The following is a 22,235-nucleotide window of genomic DNA, read 5'->3' on the forward strand; positions in this document are numbered from 1 at the left end:
GGTTCGCTGTTCCCTGCGTCCAGTCAATCCCCATCTTGTGATCCATCACCAACAGACGCATCGCTGCCATGTCAGTCTCTCAGGCCCCCTACCGCATCCTTCCAGGGCGTCGCTACCCGCCGGGCGCGACCGTCGAGGACGATGGCGTCAATTTCTCGGTCTTCAGCCGCCATGCCACGGGCGCCGAGCTTCTGCTCTACGAGGGCGCCGATAGCGAGGAACCCTTTCAGGTCATTCGCCTGGATCCGCATTCGCACCGGACCTTCTTCTCCTGGCACGTGCTGGTCGTGGATCTCGCCCCCGGCACGCATTACACCTGGCGCATGGAAGGGCCGAACGATCCGCACGTCCACGGCTGGCGCTTCGACGCGCGCATCGAGCTCGTCGATCCCTGGGCGCGCGCGGTCAATGTCGATTCCTGGGACCGCTGGAGACGTCAGCGCGAAGGTGCACAGCCTCACGATTCCCCCAGGGCGGTCGTCCTGGCCGAGGAATACGACTGGGAATGCGATACGCCACTGCGCATGCCATCCGAGCAGACCATCGTCTACGAGGTGCATGTCGGCGGCTTCACCCGCCATCCGACTTCGGGCGTGCGGCATCCGGGGACCTTTCTCGGCCTGATCGAGAAGATCCCCTATCTGAAGGATCTCGGCATCACCCATGTGGAACTGATGCCGGTCATGGCCTTCGACGAGCAGGATGTCCCGGATGCGGTCTGGGACGCGGGCCTGCGCAATTTCTGGGGCTACAGCACCTTCGGCTTCTTCTCGCCGCATCCGGGCTATTGCGTCACGCCCGATCAGGGTACCCATCGCCGCGAGTTCCGCGACATGGTCAAGGCCCTGCATCGGGCGGGCATCGGCGTCATCGTCGACGTGGTCTTCAACCACACCAGCGAGGGCAACAGCGGCGGTCCGACCCTGACCTTCAAGGGATTCGGCAACGAGACCTTCTATTGTCTGGACGCGATCGACAAGGGGATCTATCTGGACTTCACCGGCTGCGGCAATACGCTCAACGCCAATCACCCGCTGGTGACCCATTTCATCCTCGACGCCCTGGAATACTGGGTGCGCGAGATGCACGTGGACGGATTCCGTTTCGATCTGGCCAGCGCCATGGCGCGCGACGCGGACGGTCGTCCCATGGCGAATCCGCCCGTGCTCTGGGAGATCGAGCTGTCCGACACCCTGGCCGCGTCCAAGATCATCGCCGAGGCCTGGGACGCGGCGGGTCTCTATCAGGTCGGGACATTCCCCGGTTACCGCTGGATGGAATGGAACGGCCGCTATCGCGACACCATCCGCCGCTTCGTCCGCGGCGACAAGGGGCTGGTGCCCGAGGTGGCGACGCGTCTCTCCGGAAGCAGCGATCTCTATCAGGCCAATCTGCGCAAGCCCATCAACAGCATCAATTTCGTGACCTGTCACGACGGTTTCACCTTGTGGGATCTGGTGTCCTACAACCGCAAGCACAATCTCGCCAACCGCGAGGGCAATCGCGACGGAACCAACGACAACCTGAGCTGGAACGGGGGGGTCGAGGGCGAGACCAAGGACGCCGAGATCCTGGGTCTGCGCCGGCGCCAGGCCAAGAATCTGCTGTCGCTCATGTTCCTGAGCCAGGGGATCCCCATGCTCCTGGCCGGAGACGAGGTGCTGAGGACGCAGCAGGGCAACAACAACACCTGGTGTCAGGACAACGAGATCGGCTGGTTCGACTGGTCGCTGCTGGAGACCAACGGCCATATGCTGCGTTTCGTTCGCGGTCTGATCGCCCTGCGCAAGCGTCATCCCAGCCTGCAGCGCCGCCATTTCCTCTCCGGTCGCGTGGTTCCGGGGAGAGACCTGCCCGATGTGGTCTGGCACGGTCACAAACTCGAGGATCCCAACTGGGACGATCCCGAGAATCAGATCCTGGCATTCACCTTGGCGCCGGCGCGTCCCGAAGAGTCCATGCTCCATGTCATGCTCAACATGAGCGAGCGTGCACGCTGCTTCGAGCTGCCCGCGCTCGATGGGATGGACTGGTATCTGGCCCTCGACACGGCGCGGGCCTCGCCCACCGACGTGATGTCGCCGGACGATCAGACGAAGCTGGAATCCAGCTCCATCCTGGCTCGCTCGCGCAGCATCATGGTCCTGGAGGGCCGCTGATCTCGACGCCCTCCGATTCGAGGTGTAGCCGGCGATGACGCTTCCCCGCCTTTGACCGCCATCTGTCCTTTGTTTAATGTTGGAGCAGACGGCGGCCTGCCTCCCGACGGCCCGAGTCCTCTGACGCCGGGCTCGGGTATGGCGAGGTCCGCGCATTGCGAGGATCCATGACAGAGACCAACATCCATCACGCGCTGGGTCTGCACATGCATCAGCCTCCGGGGAATCTTCGGCTGCTGATCGAGGCCAACCCGCGCGAGGCCGAAGAGATCATGCGCTGCTATGAGCGCGCGATACGCTATGCCGAGCGCTATCGCGACGTGGCCAGACTGCATGTTGGATTCTCCGGCGTTCTGCTGGAGCAGCTGCTGGATCCGGAGGTGATCGACCGCTACCGGCATCTGGTCGATATTCCGGCCATGCTGCAGCGCTATCGGGATGCCGAGAACATCGAACTGATCGGCATGGGGTATTACCATCCGATCTTCCCGCTGATCTCCAGAGCGGACTGGTCCGAGCAGCTCGAACGCGGACGCGCCATCATGGAGCGGGTGTTCGGTCGCACGCCTCAGGGCTTCTGGCCACCCGAACTGGCCTTCACCGTCGAGATGATTCCCGATCTGGTCGCGGCCGGCTATGAATACGTGGTCGTCGACGGGGTGCGCGTCCGTCCCGAGGACGGCATCAACGATGGATTCAGACCCTATGTGGCCTGCTACGAAGGCGTCTGTATCGGCATCGTTCCGCGCGACCGGGATCTCTCCAACGCCCAGGCCGGCGGCCTGGACCTGCCCTGGTTCCAGGACGAGGTCTGCTGGCGCGCCTCGGGATCTCCGCGCCCCGAGGCACGACGCCTGGTAACGAGCTGGTCGGATGGCGAGAACGGGACCTGGTTCAGGCAGATGCACGAGCCGTCCGGATTCTTCGGCCGATTCTTCGAGCCCTATATGGAAGCGATCCGTGCCGGAACCTGCCCGATCACGCCCGTATGTCTGACACCTTATGTCTCCGCGCTGCGTCCGCTGCCGCACGCGCGGTTCCAGGCCACGACCTGGAGCGCCGGATCCGACTGCAGCGACGATCTGTCGCGCTGGGCCGGAAACGCCCGTCAATGCGAAGCGGTCGCCAAGGTCAGGCACCTCAGCGACCGCTACTGGGATCTGTGCCGTGCCAAGCCCACCGGAGGCTACGAGGTCGCCGCCGATGCCATGGTGCGTGCCCGCCGTCTGATCCTGGAGGCCGAGACCAGCTGTTTCCTGTTCTGGGGGGAAGCCTGGCTTCCACATCTGTATGCCCGTACCCAGCCGGCCGAGCTCGCACTGGACGAGGCCGAACATGCCGTGTCACCAGTCTGATGCGACGGCCGATGCGATCGCTTCCTGTCCGCGGGGGATCCGATAATCGACAGTAACTCGGATCTCGCCCGAGGTCTCCCCAAGTCTCGAGTTCGAGAGCAGGATGAGGATCCCGGTCGGAATGGTGGGGACGGCCGTGGGATTCCGGGCAATCCTGCCGCCATGCCCGATCTGGATCCGCCGACGCAGCCTCTGCACCCGGAGTTCCCCCGCGAGGTCACGGATACCTCTGTCGTCATCTTCACCGGCGACCGGGGGCTTCTGCGGGTCGACTGGTCTCTGCATGCGAACGACTTCATCAAGTTCGCCCCGGCCTTTCCGCTCGACGCAGGGACCGCCATCCCGGTCGTCCGGCTGCATCGCGTCGAAGGGGACGGCCGCATGGCTCTGGCCGATCAGCGGCGCATCATGTTTCCCGGGATCGGCGGGGAAGGCCGGACGGCCTTCGATCTGGGCGGCAACCACGGCCGTTTTCAGGTCGAGCTCGGATTCGTCAACGACTCCGGGGGCTGGTTGTCTCTGGCGCGCTCGAACACACTGCAATCGGCCTCCAGCCTCGGATTGCCTTTCTCAGGCGCCAGCACGGGCTCCTGCGGCGGGGCCTGGGCGGATTCTGAGGGCCAAGCGCGATCCGGATCGTTCGTATCTCCGGGGTCCGAGCCCCTTGGAGCGTCCGATCGGGTCCAGGTCGGTCCGGCCTTGGCGCAGACCGAAACCCAAGCCGGTATTCCATCGTCTGGCCCGGACGGCGGACAGGGGGAGGCGGGCGGGCCAGGGCTCGCTTCCGGATCTGCTCCCCGAGTGGATGTCCAGCTGCCGGAAAGCGGGGGCGGTGGATCGGCGCCGTCTTCTGAGCGTAATGAGACCGAGGACGCAGTTTCGATTCCCCGTCTGGTCTATGGTAAGCCGGCATTCGGCGGAACGCGCCTCATGGTCCAGGCCGAGCTGCGCATCCAGGGTTGGGCACCGCCGAACTCCGAGATCGACCTCTTCGGTCATCGCTATGTCGTCGGGCCTGGTGGACGTTTTCAGTTCTTGGTCAAGGTCGACGATCCTGATCTCTTGCGTCAGGCGTTGGATCTTCACCCGCCCCCGGAATTGAGCTATAGACGCGAGAATTGAGCCCACGCGAGGGGTGGGAAGAAGGGCATCATCCTCGGTTGGCTCGGACATCAGCGGACAAGGAGATCGGGCGTATGTATATCGCCATGGTGAGCGCAGAATGTGCGCCCATCGCCAAGGCAGGAGGCCTCGGCGACTTCGTGCAGGGTCTGAGCCGCGAGCTGGCGAGGCGCGGCGAACGGATCGAGATCTTTCTTCCCTTCTATGACGTCGCGAATCTCGACGTCTTCCAGAATCTCTACGAGATCCAGCCGAGTCTCTCGGTGCCGCACCACGACCAGTGTCTGGACTGCTGCGTGCTAGGCGGAGAGATCGAGGGCGTCGACTACCGTTTCATCGATCCCCGGACATCTCGGGACTATTTCCGGCGCGGGCGCGTTTACGGCGAGCCGGACGATGCCGAGCGCTTCGCCTTCTTTTCGCGCGCGGTACTCGAATATCTGCTGCATTCCGAGCGTCCCCCCGACATCCTGCATTGCCAGGACTGGCAGACCGGACTGATCCCCGTGCTCTGGTCCGAGATCCATCGGCGCCTGGGTCTCGACACCATGCGCCTGTGCTATACGCTCCACAATCTCGGCTACCAGGGCCGGGTTGAGGGGGACATCCTGCGTCAGGTCGGGCTCGATCCGCTGCGCCTCATGCACCCGGACCGGCTGCTGGATCCGAACGACGAGGGGATGGCGAATCTCATGAAGGGCGGCATCGTCCATGCCCATTTCGTCAATACCGTGTCGCCGCGCTATGCCTGGGAGGTTCAGAACACCGAGCAGGGCATGGGGCTGCAGTCGCTGTTCCAGACCCATGCGCATAAATTTGGCGGTGTGCTCAACGGTATCGACGACGCCGTCTGGAACCCCGAGCGCGACCCGCTCATTCCGGTGAATTTCGGCCCCAATACGCTGCCGCTCAAGGCGGCCAACCGGCGGGCGCTGCGTACCAGGATGGGGCTGGTCGAGGCGGACAAACCCGTTTTCGGCATCGTCAGCCGGTTGGATCGCCAGAAAGGCGTCGATCTCATCCGTCATGCGATCCATTATCTGCTCGCGGAGGACTGCCAGCTGGTCTTGCTGGGATCGGCGCTGGATCCCGACATCGACGAGGAATTCCAGCGGCTCAAACAGGCGACGTCCGAGAGCCAGGATTGCCGCTTGAACCTGGAGTACGACGAATCGCTGGCGCATCTCATCTATGCCGGATGCGACATGCTGATCATCCCCAGCCTCTACGAGCCCTGCGGGCTGACACAGATGATCGCGATGAAGTACGGTGTGGTCCCCATCGTGCGGCGAGTCGGGGGGCTGGCGGACACGGTGCACGACGCCAACTATTCGGACAAGCCCTTCGAATCGCGAAACGGCTATGTCTTCGACGATCCCACGGAAGAGGGGCTGGAAGGCGCGCTGCGTCGTGCCTTGGGATTGTGGCGGCGCTTTCCCGAATATTTCCGCCAGCTCAGGGTCAATGGCATGCAGACCGACTTCTCATGGAGCCGGCCCGCGGCGCGCTACATGGAGATCTACGAGCACTTGCGGTCGCAATAGAAAGGCGCACATCGGCAGCATTTCGACAGGCATCCGGGTGCTCGAAGATTCCGCTCAGTGATGTCGAGTCTGCTGTCGCATCAGGACGCGGATGCTCGACAGGGCACTGTCGCCGACATCGGAGAACTCGATGCCCACGCACCAGCGGTCGTCGGAGGTGGTGGGCGAGATCCAGGCCACGGAGCCGACCGCCTGGATGCCCTCTGGAATATCGGGAGATTCCATTTCGACCAGCAGGCGCGACTTGAGCGCGAACAGCCGGTCGGTACAGACCTGAAGACCCCCTTCGCTGATATTGCATCCGGTGACCCGGTGCATGCCCACCAGGCTATCCTTGGGCTCGAGGCTCAAGGGGAGCAACCTCGCCAAGCACTCCCATGAAATGCGTTCCGATGTGCGTCGCTCGTCTGCGTTCGTATCCGAGATCATCGAATGCTCCCCCTGGATTGTGTGAATCAGGAATCGAGGGCACGGTCACAGGCACTGTGGAAACCGGCCCCGTATCGGCGGCAAAGTATAGATTGCTTCGATGCCTCGTGGGCAGTTCGTCGAGACCTTCGGGATCCCCTTGCGCGGCGATGTCCGGATCGGGAACGAAAAAACCGATTTGGTTCGCCAATCGCTCGGATTATCCTGATCCGCCGACGAACGAGACGATCGATCCGGCAAGCAATCATGCGTGCATACGATCGTCGATGACGATGGTAATCGCGAACCATGATCCCAGATCTCAGATCCTCATCCAAACCGCCCCTCATCATGGGGATCCTCAACCTGACCCCGGACAGCTTTTCTGACGGCGGCCGTCATCTGGATACCGCCGCGGCGGTCTCGCATGCCCTCGACATGCTGGAGGATGGCGCCGACATCATCGACGTCGGCGGCGAATCGACCCGACCCGGATCTCGGCCCATACCTGCCGAGGAACAGAAGCGCCGCGTGCTGACCGTCATCAAAGCCTTGAGGGACCGCGTCCCGGCGCAGGTACCGATCAGCATCGATACGACACTCGCCGAGGTCGCCGAGGCGGTCCTGGACGCGGGCGGGAACTGGATCAACGACGTCTCGGCCGGACTCGATGACGCACGCATGCTCTCACTGTCCGCCGAGCGCGGCGCACCCATCGTGCTGATGCATCGACGGGGCCGGTCGGACCATATGCAGGACGATCCGCGCTACAGGGACGTGGTGGCCGAGGTGCGCGATCATCTCGCCGGACGGGTGGATGCGGCATTGGCCGTGGGTGTGTCCGAAACCCATATCCTGCTCGATCCGGGCATCGGCTTCGGCAAGACCCTCGAGCACAATCTGGCCCTGATCGGGGGGCTGGACCGTCTGGTCGATCTCGGTTTTCCCGTCCTGCTCGGAACCAGCCGCAAGCGCTTCCTGGGCTCCATCTGCGGCGGACTGGAACCGACCGCCCTCATGCCGGCGACCTGCGCGACCACCACCCTCGGCGTGATGGCCGGTGCTCGTGTCTTTCGCGTGCACGATGTGGCCGGCAACCGCCAGGCCGCGGATGTCGCCTGGTCCGTTCGCGGCAGCGCTCGAGGCGCAGAGCTCTCACTCGAATCCTGAATGGAACTCTTGAATCGTCGGTTGCGAATGACGAGACGTCGCGTCGGCCTCGTCCGGCGTCGCCGGTTCCAGGGTCTTGGGAGTGCCGGAGAGCAATTTCCGTACACGGCGATGCGCCGCTCCTGAGCTACACTCTAATCCCGCGCTCTCACACAAGGATCCAGCGATGTCTCATCGGAATCTCGTCGTCTGCTGTGATGGTACCTGGAATACGCCGAAACAGGCCCGGCAAGGCGTCCCGACGCCGACCAACGTGGTCAAGCTGTTCGCCGCGTGCGAGGAGGACGATACCCAGCTCAAATACTATCACCCGGGCGTGGGGACCGAAGGGTCTAGACTCAAGCGCATGATCGACGGCGGCATCGGCCGCGGACTCGACCGCAATATCCAGAGCGCCTACAAGTGGCTCTGCGCCCAGTATCGAAGCGGCGACAGGATCTTTCTGTTCGGCTTCAGCCGTGGCGCCTACACCGTGCGCAGTCTGAGCGGCTTCATCCTTGGATGCGGCCTGCTCGATATCCGCGGACTGGACCCCGAGGAAACCTGGAAGCGTATCGACACCGCCTACGACCGAGGCTATCGCCACAAGAAGGAAAAGTCCGTCTGGGGCGGAGACTGGCCGAGGCTGATCGGCGAGAAGGATCGTCCGCCCGAGATCCACTTCGTGGGCGTGTGGGACACGGTCGGCGCGCGCGGCATCCCGGACGACATGGTGCTCGCGGATCTGCTGCTCGAGGATCCCGGCCGCTACGAATTCCACGATACGCGTCTCGATGCCAGGGTGCATCATGCCTATCATGCCGTCGCGCTCGACGAGATCCGCTCGAGCTTTGCCCCGACGCTGTGGCGGCTGCCCGAAACGCCGCGTCCCGAGGGCACGACCTTCGAGCAGCTCTGGTTCCCCGGCAATCACGGGGATGTCGGAGGCGGGCATCCGGAGTGCGGGTTGTCCGATATCGCCCTGCAATGGATGGCCGATCATGCCGAAGCCCAGGGGCTGAGGCTCGATTCCGACTTGCTGGATCAACTGACTCCGGACAGTTGCGGCGTCCTCCACGATCACCTCGACGGCATCTGGAGCAAGCTCAGGACCTTGCCCCGGGCCGTCCCGCTGATCTCGGAGGAACGCATCTGGATCGATCTGCATCCCTGCGTCTGGGAGCGTCACCAGATTCCGCCGATCACCCAATCGCCCTATCGCCGAACCTGCAACCTGAGGCCGGGCAAGCGATGGAGCCGTGACATCTTCGCGCGGGACCGATGGAACGACACCGGGGTCTGGCTCGATGCCGATGCGACCTATACATTCCATGCCGAGGGCGAGTGGATCGACTGGTTCAACTCCTTCGGACCCGATGGGCTGCAGGGCGGGCGGTTCGAGCCGCGCCATTGGGCCTATGCCCTCGGGGATCTGATCGGGGGGATCGAAAGGCTCTATCGCAAGCGGCCGCAGAAGCAGGAGGCGGATTTCGGGGGAACGCGGCGGTGCGAGGACAGCCCCTGGTTCGCATTGACCGGAATGGTCGCCAATCAGCCCGACGCGGATGGTAGCGGGACGCCACCGTCCGGCGAGTATTTCACCATCGGATCGCACCGGACCTTCTCGCCGCAGAAATCCGGCTATCTCTACTGCTTCGCCAACGACGCCTGGGGCCTGTACGACAACAATCGGGGCAGCCTCTATCTGACGATCGAGCGGATAGAGACCTGAGAGACAAGCAGCTGACTACCTCCGCTGCCACCACTGGCGCTTTCTGACTCACCATTCTTGATCACGATGGGGCCAACCGAAGTCCCAACCTCATGGTAGTCGAGGGCTGTGCGGCGGTTCCTGGTCTGTAGCAGTTTCCGCCGTTTCGACAGTGATGCAATGGCTTTTGCTCTCGCTTCAATGTCTCGCCGGGGAGTCTCTTTGGCCGTCGGGACGCAGCTTGCATATGAAGTCATAGTGATGGGCGGCCAATCCATATCACCGAGCCTCTCGGGTGTGCCAGAGTCGTAGAACGTAGATGATCTCGCCGGAGATCTCATAGCGTACCTCGTACTGACCCACGAGCAGCCGCCGGACCTCGCGCGGCTCGAACTGAAACAATTGCTCGCCGATTCGAGGGTGCGTCAGCAGGTTGGTCGGCGCCTTCACGAGTGCCTGAACGGCGCGTGCCGCCGCCGGTTTGCTCACCGGCGCCAAAAATTCGTGGAGCCGCGCCAGATCAGAGAGCGCCTTGCCGGTCCACTTCAGCTCCATCAGCGCGGGACGGGCAGCGGTTCATCCGCGTCCAGGCGATCAGCCCAGGCTTGAACGGCTTGGTGGTCGATGACTCGGCCTGCATCGACGTCGGCCAAGGCTTCCTGGGTGAGACGATCACGCTCCTCCTCGAGGGCGATCCAGGAGGAAAGCGCCTGCTTCATGATCCAACCGCGCGAGCGCTCTAGGCGGTCGGCCATTTGATCGACTTTCTCGGCCAGCGGAACAGGGACGTGCGCGGTCAATACGCGCGTTGCGGCTTTGGCCATCGGCTATCTCCTCGATCTTTCGGGTTTTGATTCACAGTGAATCATATTGATTGACCATGAACCACGCAAGGAGGTGTCGAGTTAAGCCGTACCCTAAACTGGCGTCAGGAAGCCCTCGCCACTACCTCGCTCGGCGCGAATGTCGGTCGATGACTGGTTTCGGCTGGTCTCGAGAGCGCTCTTCAGCCCGCTTCCGAGGATGCGAGGCGGCTCACCCCCGGCGCATGAGCGCGACCGTGAAGTCGTCCGGCAGATAGCCGTCGGCGGTGTCCATCTCGGCGTCGAGGTGCGCGGTCCAGTCGCGGACCTCCTCGGGCGTGCAGAGGTTGTAGCTGTGGAGTGTGTCCCGGCCCAGGAGCAGATTGAAGAGGAAGCCCTGGATGGAGGCCATGAAGCAATGCTCGATGAAGGCTTTCGTTTCCTCTCGGGTCAATGTGTTCATGGCGCCGCTGCAGACGTAGAAATCGGCCTGGGGCAGGGCATCGGTCAAAACGTCGAGCAGCTGGATCTCGCAGCCGGTGCGCTCCCGGGCCGCCTCGACCATGGGCTCGACCACGTCGATGCCCAGATAGCATCCGGGGCGCTCGCCCCGAGACTCCAGAAAGCCGTGGAAGTCGCCCAGTCCGCAGCCCGCGTCGACGATGGTCAGGGTCGAGAGGTCGTCCGGCAGGAAGCCCCGCAGGACCTCGAAGCGCGCGATCTGGGTGTCGGCGGACTGCCATTGCACACCTTTGGCCGTGTGGCCGTAGTGTTCGAGCGAATAGCGGTAGAAGCTGTCGGTGTCGACTCTGGGCATGGGGATGATGGGCTCTCGGGTTGAGGCGAATGGCGGCGGTGCCGGCGCGGCGCTGAAACCACGTCATGATAATGGAAATGGCCGAGATACGTGTCTTCGAGCTATTCGGTCTCGCGGCCGTCGATATGCCGCTTGACGGTTCGGCGGTCGAGCCCGGTGACTCGGGCGACGGCCTCGTAGGTGCCGAGTCTGTCGTAGAGCCTGCGGCAATAGCCGCCGAGCAGTTCCACGGCGTCGAGCGATCCTGCATCGGCCGCCGCCAGCCAGGCGTCGGCCGCCGAAGCCGGGTCGCCGGGCAGGGCGTCCGGGACGTAGCGGCCGTTGAGGATGACCCGCCGCAACGCCTGCTCCAGCTCGCGCACGTTGCCCGGCCAGGGATAGTCCGCCGGCAGTTCCGAGAGGGATTCCATGATGCGGGCCTGCATGACGTCCGCCGAGTCGCCGATCATGCGTCCCAGTAGCGCCTCGACCAGATCATCGAGTTCGCCGGGGCTGTCGGCGAGCCGCTCGCGCAGCGTCGGCATGCGGATGATGTTGCCCGAGAGCCGGTAGAAGAAGTCGTGCCGGAATCCGGCGCCGCTCAGCAGATCCTCCAGCGAGCGGTTGGTCGCCGCGACGATGCGTCCCTCGAAGCGCAGCGGCTTGTGGCTGCCGACCGGGGTGAAGGTGCGCTCCTGCAGGACCCGCAGCAGCTTGGTCTGCACCGGCAACGCGAGGTCGCCGATCTCGTCGAGGAAGAGGGTGCCGTAGGAGTCGCAGCGCGAGAAGAGTCCCTCGTGGTTGTCGACCGCGCCGGTGAAGGCGCCCTTGCGATGACCGAACAGCTCGGACTCGATGAGTCCCTCCGAGAGTTCCGAGAGGTTGGTGGCGGTGAAGGTCTGCTCGATCCCGCGCGCGAAGCCCTGGCCCTGCGCGTCGAGCGGGATGGCGCCGGAGCGGCCGATGGCCGCGGCGGCCGAGCCCTTGCCGGTGCCGGTCTCGCCGAGCAGCAGGGTGGAAAAGTCCTGCATGCGTTCCCAGAGCAGCAAGGTGTAGCTGCGCAGATCGGTGGTGAAGACGCTGTTCCAGAGCGAGCGGCGCAGGGCGCGCATCGGCTCGCTGCGTCCGACCAGGGCGCGCTCGATGAAGTAGTAGGCCCGCCGCAGCTGGTAGTAGAGGGCGATCCAGCGGCGCGATTCTTTGGGGTCGAAGCCGTAGCCGAGCAGTGCGTTCAGCAGGCTCGGCATCCAGCCGAGGTCGGGCGCCGTGCCGTGCCCGAGCCGCTGATGGGCGATGAGTCCATCGAAGAGCGCATAGTGATGCTGGTAGCCGTGAAAGAGGAAGACCTGGCGCATCAGCATCCGGTCCTCGCCGGTGAAATGGTCCAGACGGCTGAGCCCCCGGTCGCGCAGCCGGTCGAGCCGCCGTTCCAGGGCGGGCATCAGCCGATCGTAGAGGATGGCCTGGGAGACGGTGTCGAGCGGTGCCTCCCGGCCGAGCAGTCGCGTCAGCCGGTCCCGGTCGGTGCCGAAGGGGTTGGCGTAGACGGTCTCGGTGAGCAGGGCGAAGAAGTCGCGGTCTTCCGGGGTGAGATGGCGGTTGCTCGGCATGGCGGGTATCCGGTGTCGACGATTGCGGCGGAAATGGGGGCATGCCGCTCGGTTGCCTCCTGTGGTCCGAGCGGCATTGGGGTCAGACCTCCGGCTCGAAATGGCGGTGCCAGCGCAGGAGCCGTGCCTTGATGCGTGCCCCGTGACGTTCGACGACCGAGCCGGTGACGATGGTCAGGATCCCCAGCAGGACCAGCGCGCTCCAGCCCCCGATGGTGAAGCTGGACAGGGCGTCCTCCGCGGCGAATCCCAGTCCGGCCAGCGCGGTGATCAGCCCCATGGCGAAGATGAACCTGGACCTGGAGAGATAGCCGTGGACGAGCGTGGCGATCCCGATGCTCAGGGCGGCCAGTGCGTTGCCCAAGCCACCGAAGGCGGCCAGATTCAGCAGCATGGCCAGGTTCGCGACCAGGGCGGCCGCGCCCCGATACTGATGGCTCCATCTTCCGCCCAGTGTCGAGAGGTCGACCAGGAGCGCGGCGAGCAGGGCGCCGACCAGGGGCACCTCGACGATGTCCGGAAGCAGGTGCGAGTCGATCAGGGTATCGAAGGCGAGGCTGGCGCTCATCAGGGCGAACAGCAAGGCAACGAGTTCGAGTGCGCCACGCCAGGGCCGATCGGCACGCATCGCGCCAGCGGCGAGCCGCAGTCCCAGATAGGCGATGAGGGTCAGCGTGGTGAAGAAGACCGCATCCGGCGCATAGAGCCAGAGACTGCGTCCGCCGAGCACCAGCAGGGGCAGGATCGGCAGTGCGCGCGCAAAGACGCCCTCGGGCGTGGCGAGCGAGGGATCGCGGCGGCGCAGCTGCAGCGCCGAGACGCCGACGAGCACGCCGAACGCCAGCAGGATCGCGGAGGTGGCCAGGTCGCCGCGCGTGGGGATCAGGAGCGCGGCGTTGACCAGCAGATAGAGCCCGGTCAGCGCCCAGGCCGAGCGTCGGGCCATGACGAGGAATCCGACCCAGGTCGCCAGCGCCAGGGCGAGCAGGCTGGCGCCGGCGAGCGCGAGCATCGCGCCCGGCGCCAGGGTTCCGCTGGTCGCGGTCCAGAAGGATTCCGTGCCATCCAGGGCGAGCGGGGCATCCCAGGTCAGCTGGTCGTAGGTCAGACCGCCGAGGAAGGCGAAGTTGACCGGCACGGCGGCCAGGGCCAGGGCGATGAAGAGTCTGGCGCCCTTGGATTCGTGCAGTAGATGACCGCTGGCGAAACCGGCAAGGGTGAGGATGACCGTGTGGCCGAGCAGCAGGAGCGAGCGGGTGAGATCGTCACCCTCGCGCCAGCCCTGGAAGAGATACATGACGAAGGCCGCGACGATGACCAGTCCGCCGAGTCCGCGCAGCAGGAGCGAGAGGCTCAGGGTCTTGCGGGGTTCGGGGTCGGGTGCCGGGGACTGGATCTCGGATTCGTTCGCGCACTGTCCGCTGAAATCGAGCGCCGCTGGGTCGAGGCTGAGCGTCTCCTCGTCGGGGATAGCCCGACGCTGCATGGCTTGGCCGTTCATCGTGCACCTCCGGAGAGATCGTCGCGGTCGCGCCGGAGCGTCTCCAGTTCCGCCTCGAGCGCGGCGCGCGACTCGGCGGCGACGAACTCGGATTCCAGCGGGTCGGTGTCGGACAGGGTGTCCGTGGTCAGCTCGGACTCGGTGACCCGGATCTCCCAGCGCTCGAAGGTGTCGTCCAGGTCGATCAAACCGCCGGTGTCCGTCTCGCGAATGCGCGAGGCGGCACTGGCCGTTGCCTCGCGGCTGCGCATGATCTGGCGGCGATGCTCCATCGATTCGACCCGCTGGCGCAGACCCTCGATCTCATGACCCAGACGGGCCTCGACCTCCAGATGGCGTCTGACGGTGTCGGTCAGGGATTCGGCCTGCTCGGCCGAGCGCTTGGCGCGGCTCAGACAGGCGATGGCCTTCTCCTCGCCCTCGGGCGTGGCGGGGCAGCTCAGGGCGCGCTCGCGCCACGCCTTCTCGTCCGCTCGGAGTCCATCGAGCCGGCGCCGCAGACGGAGCCCGTCCTCCTGCATGCGGGCATACCGCACCTTGGCCTTGGCGTAGAGGCGCCGGCTCTCCCGGATACCGGCCTCGACCACGGCATCGTGGTTCTCGATCTCGCCGACCATACGGTCGATTCCGGTGGAGACCGCCAGTGTGACGCGTTTGAAGAATGACATCTGATGCTCCTGTCGTGTTTGGGATTGGCATCTGATGTATGTCAAATAGCATGCCGAAATGCGCTTGCGTCAGAAAACCTTGTGTTTCAAACGCTTATGCGTTGCGCTCGGTGCTTCGCCCGCGAGGGCTTCAAGGATGAATATGCATTTCATGCTTACGACTGTGCATTCATTGTATGCTCCGGCGCTCACGAATGCGTCGAAACGAGGGCGATATGATCGAGATCGAGATTCCGGGGTTCGGCTGGCTGTGCCTCGAACATCTGGTGTGCGACTACAACGGCACGCTCGCCGAGGATGGAGAGCTACTGCCCGGCGTGCGCGAATCGCTGACCGCGCTGGCCGAAAACCTGAGCGTGCACGTGATCACCGCCGACACCTTCGGTCTGGCGGCCGACCGTCTGGCGGGCCTGCCGGTCGGGGTGACGGTGATTCCGGTCGAATCCCAGGACCAGGCCAAGCTCGATTTCGTCTCGGAACTGGGTCGTGAACGGGTGATGGCGATCGGCAACGGTCGCAACGACGCCAAGATGCTGGCCGCGGCCGCCGTCGGTGTGGCCCTGATCCAGCGTGAGGGCGCCTGCGCGGCGACGCTGGCGAGCGCGGACCTGGTCTGTACTCAGGTGCAGGATGCGCTGGATCTGCTGCTCGAGCCGAAGCGGCTCGTCGCTACGCTGAGATCCTGAAAGGGGGCCGATGCTCTTGTGACGGAGAAGGTCTAGCTCGCGAGGGCTTTGGCGGGTTCGATCGAGTCGGCTATCTCGGTTGGCGCCAATGCCTCATGCAACAGCGCGTCGAGCAGGCGGCGGCGGGTGCTGTCAGTGGTGGCGAGGCTGGCTTCGAGGCGGTCGCACAGAGCCATCAGTTCGTCGACCTTGGCGACGATGCGGTGTTGTTCTGGGAGGGGGGGGAGCGGGACGACGAACTGGGTCACATCAGTTAGCCGAAAGCTGTTCTTGATGCCTCGCTGAGGCTCGTTGAATTGGTCCTGTGCGAACGGTGATCGGAACAACTCGGGTAGATAACGACCTTGCATCTCCGGCATAGGCCGCACCATTGCCGTATGCTGATTGATGTATGCCTCACCAAAGCCTTCCGGGATCAAGCCGAGCATTCCGACATCTCCGGTTATGGAGATCAGGATGTCACCTGCTTCAAGGCGGGTACGTGTGCCCTCGCCATCGGCAGGCGGTTTGACTCGCTGAACGTGGTCCAACCTAAGATGATAGTGGTCCTTCGATAGATTTCCCATCCTGACGAAGATTGCTCCCTCGTTCGAATGATACTGTGCCCAATCGCGAGATCCGCTCGTGACAAATTGGCTGAGGTTACCGAGTCGAGTCCAAGCCCATCCGTCTGGCAACTCGAACTTCGTTTCGGCATCAGTTATTGGCGGGAGCGCCTTGACTCTCCTGATTCCGCGAATGTCCGTTAGAGAAGACCTTGCACCTGTGATTCTTTCCAATAACTTATCCGCAGGCTCATCATCCGGGTTCTGCGCCACCAGCTTGCCACGCACGGCGAGGTTGAGGATGGTCTGGCGCAGCTGCTTGATCTGGTCGGAGCGGATGGTGAGGGCCGGCAGAGTGTCAAGGGCGAAGCGGGCGTGCTCGATGAAGGTGGCCTGGTCGGGAGCGTTGAGACGGGCGAGGCTCGCCGCCGCTAGCCGGTCGCGTGTCGACTCCCGCTGCGCGCGAGCCGCCTCTAGCCGATCGCACAGCGCCATCAGCTCATCAACCTTGGCGACGATGCGGTGTTGTTCGGCGAGGGGTGGAAGCGGAAAGGGCGTCCAAACAATCTTCACCTTGGAAATGTTCGGTTGAGCACCGCCCTCACTTGCCGACCGAAATTGAGCTCTCTGAGAGAGCAGGTACAGAAACAAAAATTGGTTGGAGACACCTCGTAGAGGCGTGCAGCCGCACACCGCCTGATTTGTTACGGCCTGCTCTGCTAGAATCGCTAGTTTCCCGATTGTCGCGCCATACATAGCAATCAGAACGTCGCCTGGCTGATTCAGCCTAAACGCCCCGTTCCTCACCGCGTATTCAGTGAGCGTCTCCTCCGAACCGGAAAGCTGCCTGTTGTCATTGAGCTCGCCAGACTTCAGCCAGGTGATATCGCCACCGTAGAAGTCAGGGTTTCCTCTCGGAGGAGTGGAGCCTGATCCCCAATCGCCGACCGAGCCCAGGCGTGTCCAAATCCAAGCTGACGGGGTAATGAAGGGCTCTTCCTCCGGAATAACCGGATCAACCTGCAATCGTCTGATTCTTCCCGCCTTGACTAGCCGCGTCTTCTCCTCGGTAATCCGCGTCATTAGCTCCGTCGCTGGCTCATCAGCCGGATCCTGCGGCACCAGCTTCCCCCGCACCGCCAAATCGAGAATGAACCGCCGCAGACGGGCGACGGCGTCGGGCGCATCGGCGATGCGCTCATAGAGCGCGAGCAATGAGTCTGGATTCATTGGAAGGGATCGAGTAGGGCGACGCCGGTGCCGGCGAAGTCGCTGGTGTTGCGCGTGACCACCACGAGGTCGTGGATCAGGGCGACGGCGGCGATCTGCTTGTCGATGGGATGCTGCGGATGCGGGGCCATGAGCTTGCCCCAGACCTGGGCGCAGTCGGCGTCGAAGTCGAGGATGCGATCGGCGTATTCGGTCAGGACGCGATCGAGCCAGTCTTCGAGCAGCCGGGCCTGGGGTGCGTCGCCCCGGTTCCGGATGCGCTCCACTCCACGCCGCAGCTCGCCGATGGTCTGGACGCTGAGATACAGATCGCCGGGCGACGCCTCGCTCAGGAAATCCAGCACGCCGACGTTGGCGCGCGGTCCCTTGCGCGCCTCGCTGATGACGTTGGTGTCGACCAGATACATCAGGCCGAGTCCGGATGGCGGGCGAAATCCTCGTCGGTGCCGACATCGGGCATGCTTGCAAGCACCTCGGCGAACGAGCGGCGGGGCGGACGGCTCAGGGCATTGCGCAGGATCTCGCGGTGCTCGGCCTCGGCGCTGCGGCCGTGCGCGGCCGCCGACTGTTTGAGCGCCTTGACGACATCGGCATCGACATTGCGGACGACGAGATTGGTCGCCATGCTCACCTCGCGGAATGATTGAAATGATTGCACTCAATCTAGCATCGCCCGCGAAATCGCCGCAACAAGGTAATTTCGTGACCGGTCGTCGACCCGTAGGGCGCAATAGCGATAGCGTATTGCGCCGCATGGCCGGTTGCGGGGAGCCTCGATCCATCCGCCCGCGTACATCCGGCGCAATACGGCCGCCTTTGGCTCCAGTGACGCTGGTCCAAGCAACGATTCGACGGGCATCATGCACGGTGGCCAGGGCTCACAAGCGGCCTATTGCGCCCTACCGGCCTTACCGCAGCAGCGCCTCGGCCAGCACCTCCTTGAGCTGTGCGCGCAGGCTGGCGGTCTCGCGCTCGGCGGCGTCGAGTTCGGCGAGCAGGGCCTCCGGGTCGCCAAGGTCGTCCTCGACCCGGTGGGGGTTCTTGATGTCGAGGTTGTAGCCGCGGGCCTTGATCTCGTCGATGCCCACCTTCCAGGCCTGCGGGCCTTCCTCGCGGCCCTCGCGCCCGGCGCCGCCCCACCAGGCGACACAGTCGCTCAGGTGCTCGACGCGGATCGGCCGGGTCATGGAGTATGCCTTCTGGCCCTCCGGCACGCGGTGCTCCCAGAACCAGACCTCCTGGGTCGGCGTGCCCTTCTCGAAGAAGAGCAGGTTGGTGCCGATGCTGGCGTAGGGCTTGAAGACCGAATTCGGTAGCCGGACGATGGTGTGCAGGTTGCACTCCTCCAGCAGGTGCTCCTTGAGTCGCGTCTTGACGCCCTCGCCGAAGAGGGTGCCGTCCGGCAGCACCACGGCGGCGCGCCCGCCCGGCTTGAGCAGCCTGATGATGAGCGCGAGGAAGAGATCGGCGGTCTCGCGGGTGCGGAAGTGGGCCGGAAAGTTGGACTCGATGCCGTCCTCCTCCCGGCCGCCGAAGGGCGGATTGGTGAGCACGATGTCCACGCGGTCGCCCTGCCCGTAGCTGATGTAGGGCCGGGCGAGTGTGTTGTCGTGACGCACGAAGCTGGGGTCCTCGATGCCGTGCAGCAACATGTTGGTGACGCAGAGCATGTGCGGGAGCTGCTTCTTCTCGACCGCGCGCAGGGCGGTCTGCATGGTCTCCTCGTGCTCCGGCTTCTTCACGTAGTGCTTGCGCATGTGGTCGATGGCGCCAGTGAGGAACCCGCCGGTGCCGCAGGAGGGATCGAGCAGGATCTCGCCGGGGCGCGGATCGATGCGGTCGGTCATGAAGGCGGTGACGGCGCGCGGGGTGTAGTACTCGCCGGCGTTTCCGGCGGACTGCAGGTCGTTGAGGATCTGTTCGTAGATGTCGCCGAAATGCTGGCGCTGGCGCAGGTCGTTGAAGTCGATGGCGTCGATCTTGTTGGCCACCTGACGCATCAGCTGTCCCGACTTCATGTAGTTGTAGGCGTCCTCGAAGACGTCGCGCACGACCCGGCGGCGATCGCCCGGCGCGCTGGTGACGGCGAGCTTCTTCAGCGTCGGGAAGAGGTCGCCGTTGACGAAATCCAGCAGTTCCTCGCCGGTGATGCCTTCGGCGTCGGCCGCCCAGGCGCGCCATTGGAGCCGGCGCGGGATGGGCGAGCGGTAGTCGTCCCGCAGGAGTTCGAGTTCCTGATCCTGGTCGTCGATGATCTTGAGGAAGAACATCCAGCAGAGCTGGCTGATGCGCTGGGCGTCACCGTCGACGCCGGTGTCCTGGCGCATGATGTCTTGGATGGATTTGACGCGGGTACGGACGGACATGGGGACTAGGCGGTTTCCTGGTAGAGGGCGGATTGAAGTGCGTGGACGGCCTGCTCGAAACCTGGTCGGCCGCCGAATGCCTTGACGAGCTGAACCGGTGTCCCGAGCCTGTCGAAGGGCGGAATGCGCAGCACCTTGGTGTCGTCGAGGTTGAGCACGCCTTCGTCGGCGTACTTGTCGAGCAGCGCATCGAGCACGGCTCGGGCCTGCGGGCCGTATTGCGCGAAGACATCGCGCTTCTTGACGTTCTCGGCCCGCTCGCGACGGGTGAGCGGCTTGGCGTCGAAGGCGATGTGGCAGACGAGATCGAAGGGGTCGAGATCCTTGCCCAGCTCGGCGGCGATGATCTCCAGCGGCAGCCCCTCGGCCGCCAGCTCGTCGAGCAGCGCCTGCTTGCGCTCGGCCGTGCTCCAGCGCTTGAGGAAGTCGTCGAGGCTCGCGAAGTGTCGGTGCAGCGCCTTGCGGGTGAAGTCGCGCAGGCTCTCGGTGACGAGCTTGCCCTGCTCGTCGAGGTATTCGACACGTTCGGCGACGATGCTGGCCGCGACGCCGTCGACATAGACCTTCTCGCGTCCGTTGCCGCCGGTTGGGGTGTCGATGTCCGCTGTATCGCCGACCAGAACCTCGTAGTCGCCGGAGTCTTCCTCGATCCCGGTATCGGCCGCCTCGTCGTCCGCCGGAGGCTCATCCGGCGGTGAGACGGGCTCGTCCGGGCGCGGTTCGTAGATCTGCACCGGTTCGCCGTCGAAGTCCGGGTCGGCGAAGTGGCTGGTCGCGCCGCGGAAGTCGATGAGGGTGAAATAGTACTTGCGGGTGTCCTCGTGCACCCGGGTGCCGCGGCCGACGATCTGCTTGAACTCGGTCATGGAGCCGATCTCGCGGTCGAGCACGATCAGCCGGCAGGTCTGGGCGTCGACTCCGGTGGAGAGCAGGCGCGAGGTGGTGACCAGCACCGGGTAGCGGGCCTCGGGGTCGATGAAGTTGCCGAGCTCGGCCTGGCCCTCGGTGTCGCCGCCGGTGATGCGCATGACGTAGCGATGGTTCTGCGCGACCAGATCGGCGTTCTCGTTGATCAGCGCCTGGCGCATGCGGGCCGCGTGCTCCCGGTCGACGCAGAAGACGATGGTCTTCTGGAAGCGGTCGCCGCTCTGGTGGAGAAACTCCGTGACCTTGCAGGCGACGAGCTTGGTTCGTTCGTCGAGCACCAGGGTGCGGTCGAAGTCCTTGGCGTTGTAGAGACGGTCCTCGACGACCTCGCCGTCGCGGTCGAGCTGGCCCTGCTCCGGGCGGTAGCCCTCGACGTCGCGGTCGATGTGGATCTTGACGACCTTGTAGGGCGCGAGGAAGCCGTCGCGGATGCCCTGCTTGAGCGAGTAGGAATAGACCGGCTCGCCGAAGTAGGCCATGTTGGAGACGTATTCGGTCTCCTTCGGCGTGGCGGTGAGGCCGATCTGGGTGGCGGCCGAGAAGTGCTCCAGGATCTCGCGCCAGGCGGAGTCCTCGGCGGCGCTGCCGCGATGACACTCGTCGATGACGATGAGATCGAAGAAGCCGGGGGAGAATTCGCGGTAGAGCTTCTGGCGCTCCTCGGGGCCGGTGATCGCCTGGTAGAGCCCGAGATAGATCTCGTAGGCGGTATCGATGCGGCGCTTCTTGTCGAGGGCGATGGCGAGATCGATCTGGCTGCCGTCGTCGCGTTCGATGGTCTTGGACTTGGTCGAGAGCTTGGCCATCGCCGGACCGAAGGGGCGGAAGTCGTTGACCATCGTCTGGTCGACGAGCACGTTGCGGTCGGCGAGGAAGAGGATGCGCCTCTTGCGGCCCGCCTTCCACAGCCGCCAGATGATCTGGAAGGCGGTGTAGGTCTTGCCTGTGCCGGTCGCCATGACCAGCAGGACGCGGTCGCTGCCCTTGGCGATGGCCTCGATGGCTGCGTTGACGGCATTGACCTGGTAGTAGCGTGGCGCCTTGCCGCTGCCGTCGTCGTAGTAGTCCTGCAGCACGATCCGTTCGGCCTCGGGCGTCAGCGCTTTCCAGGCACGGTAGCGTGCCCAGAGTGCGTCTGGCGAGGGAAAGGCATCGAGCGCGAGACGGGTCTCGGTCACATCACCGCTGCCGGTGCGGTCGTGAAAGATGAATCCGTCGCCGTTGGACGAGAAGGCGAAGGGGATGTCGAGCGTCTCCGCATACCCGAGCGCCTGCTGCATCCCGTCGCCGATGCCGTGGGCGTTGTCCTTGGCCTCGATGACCGCGATGGGAATGTTTGGCTTGTAGTAGAGGATGTAGTCGGCCCGCTTGCCCTTGCCGCGGCTCACCAGCTTGCCGCGGACGATGATCCGGCCCTTGGTGAAGCTGACCTCCTCGCGGATCTGAGACTGCTCGTCCCATCCTGCGTTGCGCAGGGCAGAGGTGATGAACTTGGTGCAGATATCCCGCTCGCTGAGATCCTTCTTGTTCATGGTGTCCGTTCTGCCCGGTTGGATGTCGCCTTATTATACCTAGCGAATGCAGGATTTCGGCTCTCAATGACCGACAATCTGAAAGTTCTCAGCAAGCAGCGTACGCAGCTGCGGTGCATAGCG

19 protein-coding genes are annotated in these 22,235 nt (G+C 64.3%); 7 read left to right on the forward strand and 12 right to left on the reverse strand.

Annotation, left to right across the window (positions count from 1 at the left end; all coding sequences use genetic code 11):
* Positions 1–68: 68 nt before the first annotated feature.
* The 4 genes from glgX (at position 69) to D779_RS13960 (ending at position 6,180) form a co-directional block, all read left to right on the forward strand.
* Positions 69–2,159 carry a glycogen debranching protein GlgX gene (gene glgX / locus D779_RS13945; RefSeq protein WP_043755142.1) on the forward strand — a complete coding sequence of 697 codons (2,091 nt, stop codon included), beginning with the start codon at positions 69–71 and terminating at the stop codon, positions 2,157–2,159.
* 167 nt (positions 2,160–2,326) lie between these two features.
* Complete coding sequence (locus D779_RS13950) at positions 2,327–3,514, forward strand: polysaccharide deacetylase family protein (RefSeq protein ID WP_043755143.1); 1,188 nt, start codon at positions 2,327–2,329, stop codon at positions 3,512–3,514.
* A 162-nt stretch (positions 3,515–3,676) separates the two neighbouring features.
* Complete coding sequence (locus D779_RS13955; protein ID WP_043755145.1) at positions 3,677–4,636, forward strand: hypothetical protein; 960 nt, start codon at positions 3,677–3,679, stop codon at positions 4,634–4,636.
* Between the two features lie 74 nt (positions 4,637–4,710).
* A complete protein-coding gene (locus tag D779_RS13960) occupies positions 4,711–6,180 on the forward strand; it encodes a glycogen synthase (RefSeq protein WP_043755150.1) in 1,470 nt (489 codons plus the stop codon).
* 54 nt (positions 6,181–6,234) lie between these two features.
* Here the strand turns inward: D779_RS13960 and D779_RS13965 are convergent, their stop codons facing one another.
* The gene (locus D779_RS13965; RefSeq protein WP_043755154.1) at positions 6,235–6,609 is read right to left on the reverse strand and encodes a PilZ domain-containing protein; all 375 of its coding nucleotides are present in this window, start codon (positions 6,607–6,609) and stop codon (positions 6,235–6,237) included.
* Between the two features lie 288 nt (positions 6,610–6,897).
* On the opposite strand from D779_RS13965, the gene folP reads away from it, so the two are divergent.
* Both folP and D779_RS13975 read left to right on the forward strand, forming a co-directional pair.
* Positions 6,898–7,758: a dihydropteroate synthase gene (gene folP, locus D779_RS13970; RefSeq protein WP_043755157.1), complete on the forward strand. Its 861-nt coding sequence runs from the start codon at positions 6,898–6,900 to the stop codon at positions 7,756–7,758.
* 166 nt (positions 7,759–7,924) lie between these two features.
* Positions 7,925–9,469 (forward strand): DUF2235 domain-containing protein, encoded by a 1,545-nt coding sequence (locus tag D779_RS13975; RefSeq protein WP_043755158.1) that lies wholly within the window; start codon positions 7,925–7,927, stop codon positions 9,467–9,469.
* A gap of 258 nt (positions 9,470–9,727) precedes the next feature.
* Here the strand turns inward: D779_RS13975 and D779_RS13980 are convergent, their stop codons facing one another.
* From D779_RS13980 to D779_RS14005, 6 genes are all read right to left on the reverse strand, one after another.
* The gene (locus D779_RS13980) at positions 9,728–10,003 is read right to left on the reverse strand and encodes a type II toxin-antitoxin system RelE/ParE family toxin (RefSeq protein WP_043755161.1); all 276 of its coding nucleotides are present in this window, start codon (positions 10,001–10,003) and stop codon (positions 9,728–9,730) included.
* Complete coding sequence (locus D779_RS13985) at positions 10,003–10,272, reverse strand: CopG family ribbon-helix-helix protein (protein ID WP_043755164.1); 270 nt, start codon at positions 10,270–10,272, stop codon at positions 10,003–10,005. The genes D779_RS13980 and D779_RS13985 overlap by 1 nt, the downstream gene beginning before the upstream one ends.
* 211 nt (positions 10,273–10,483) lie before the next feature.
* A complete protein-coding gene (locus tag D779_RS13990; RefSeq protein WP_043755167.1) occupies positions 10,484–11,068 on the reverse strand; it encodes a class I SAM-dependent methyltransferase in 585 nt (194 codons plus the stop codon).
* 101 nt (positions 11,069–11,169) lie between these two features.
* Positions 11,170–12,657 carry a sigma-54-dependent transcriptional regulator gene (locus D779_RS13995; protein ID WP_043755169.1) on the reverse strand — a complete coding sequence of 496 codons (1,488 nt, stop codon included), beginning with the start codon at positions 12,655–12,657 and terminating at the stop codon, positions 11,170–11,172.
* Between the two features lie 82 nt (positions 12,658–12,739).
* A complete protein-coding gene (locus tag D779_RS14000; RefSeq protein WP_043755172.1) occupies positions 12,740–14,158 on the reverse strand; it encodes a hypothetical protein in 1,419 nt (472 codons plus the stop codon).
* On the reverse strand, positions 14,155–14,826 hold the full coding sequence (locus tag D779_RS14005) for a PspA/IM30 family protein (RefSeq protein WP_043755174.1): 672 nt from the start codon (positions 14,824–14,826) through the stop codon (positions 14,155–14,157). Before D779_RS14005 ends, D779_RS14000 begins: the two co-directional genes overlap by 4 nt.
* A gap of 215 nt (positions 14,827–15,041) precedes the next feature.
* Here D779_RS14005 and D779_RS14010 point away from each other — a divergent pair, with 215 nt between their 5' ends.
* Positions 15,042–15,512 carry an HAD family hydrolase gene (locus D779_RS14010; RefSeq protein ID WP_043755203.1) on the forward strand — a complete coding sequence of 157 codons (471 nt, stop codon included), beginning with the start codon at positions 15,042–15,044 and terminating at the stop codon, positions 15,510–15,512.
* Between the two features lie 32 nt (positions 15,513–15,544).
* On the opposite strand, the gene D779_RS14015 is transcribed toward D779_RS14010, so the two are convergent.
* The 5 genes from D779_RS14015 to hsdR all read right to left on the reverse strand — a co-directional run bounded on the left by D779_RS14015 (position 15,545) and on the right by hsdR (position 22,112).
* Positions 15,545–17,287, reverse strand: coding sequence for a restriction endonuclease subunit S (locus tag D779_RS14015; RefSeq protein WP_081763526.1), 1,743 nt, complete (start codon positions 17,285–17,287; stop codon positions 15,545–15,547).
* Positions 17,284–17,694, reverse strand: coding sequence for a type II toxin-antitoxin system VapC family toxin (locus D779_RS14020; protein ID WP_043755178.1), 411 nt, complete (start codon positions 17,692–17,694; stop codon positions 17,284–17,286). The genes D779_RS14015 and D779_RS14020 overlap by 4 nt, the downstream gene beginning before the upstream one ends.
* The gene (locus tag D779_RS14025; protein WP_043755181.1) at positions 17,694–17,912 is read right to left on the reverse strand and encodes a FitA-like ribbon-helix-helix domain-containing protein; all 219 of its coding nucleotides are present in this window, start codon (positions 17,910–17,912) and stop codon (positions 17,694–17,696) included. The genes D779_RS14020 and D779_RS14025 overlap by 1 nt, the downstream gene beginning before the upstream one ends.
* A gap of 283 nt (positions 17,913–18,195) precedes the next feature.
* Positions 18,196–19,653, reverse strand: a complete 1,458-nt coding sequence (locus tag D779_RS14030; protein ID WP_043755184.1) for a class I SAM-dependent DNA methyltransferase — start codon at positions 19,651–19,653, stop codon at positions 18,196–18,198.
* Positions 19,654–19,658: 5 nt separating this feature from the next.
* Positions 19,659–22,112 carry an EcoAI/FtnUII family type I restriction enzme subunit R gene (gene hsdR / locus D779_RS14035; RefSeq protein WP_043755189.1) on the reverse strand — a complete coding sequence of 818 codons (2,454 nt, stop codon included), beginning with the start codon at positions 22,110–22,112 and terminating at the stop codon, positions 19,659–19,661.
* Between the last annotated feature and the right edge of the window lie 123 nt (positions 22,113–22,235).

This window comes from Imhoffiella purpurea (genome assembly GCF_000585215.1).
Taxonomy (GTDB): domain Bacteria; phylum Pseudomonadota; class Gammaproteobacteria; order Chromatiales; family Chromatiaceae; genus Imhoffiella; species Imhoffiella purpurea.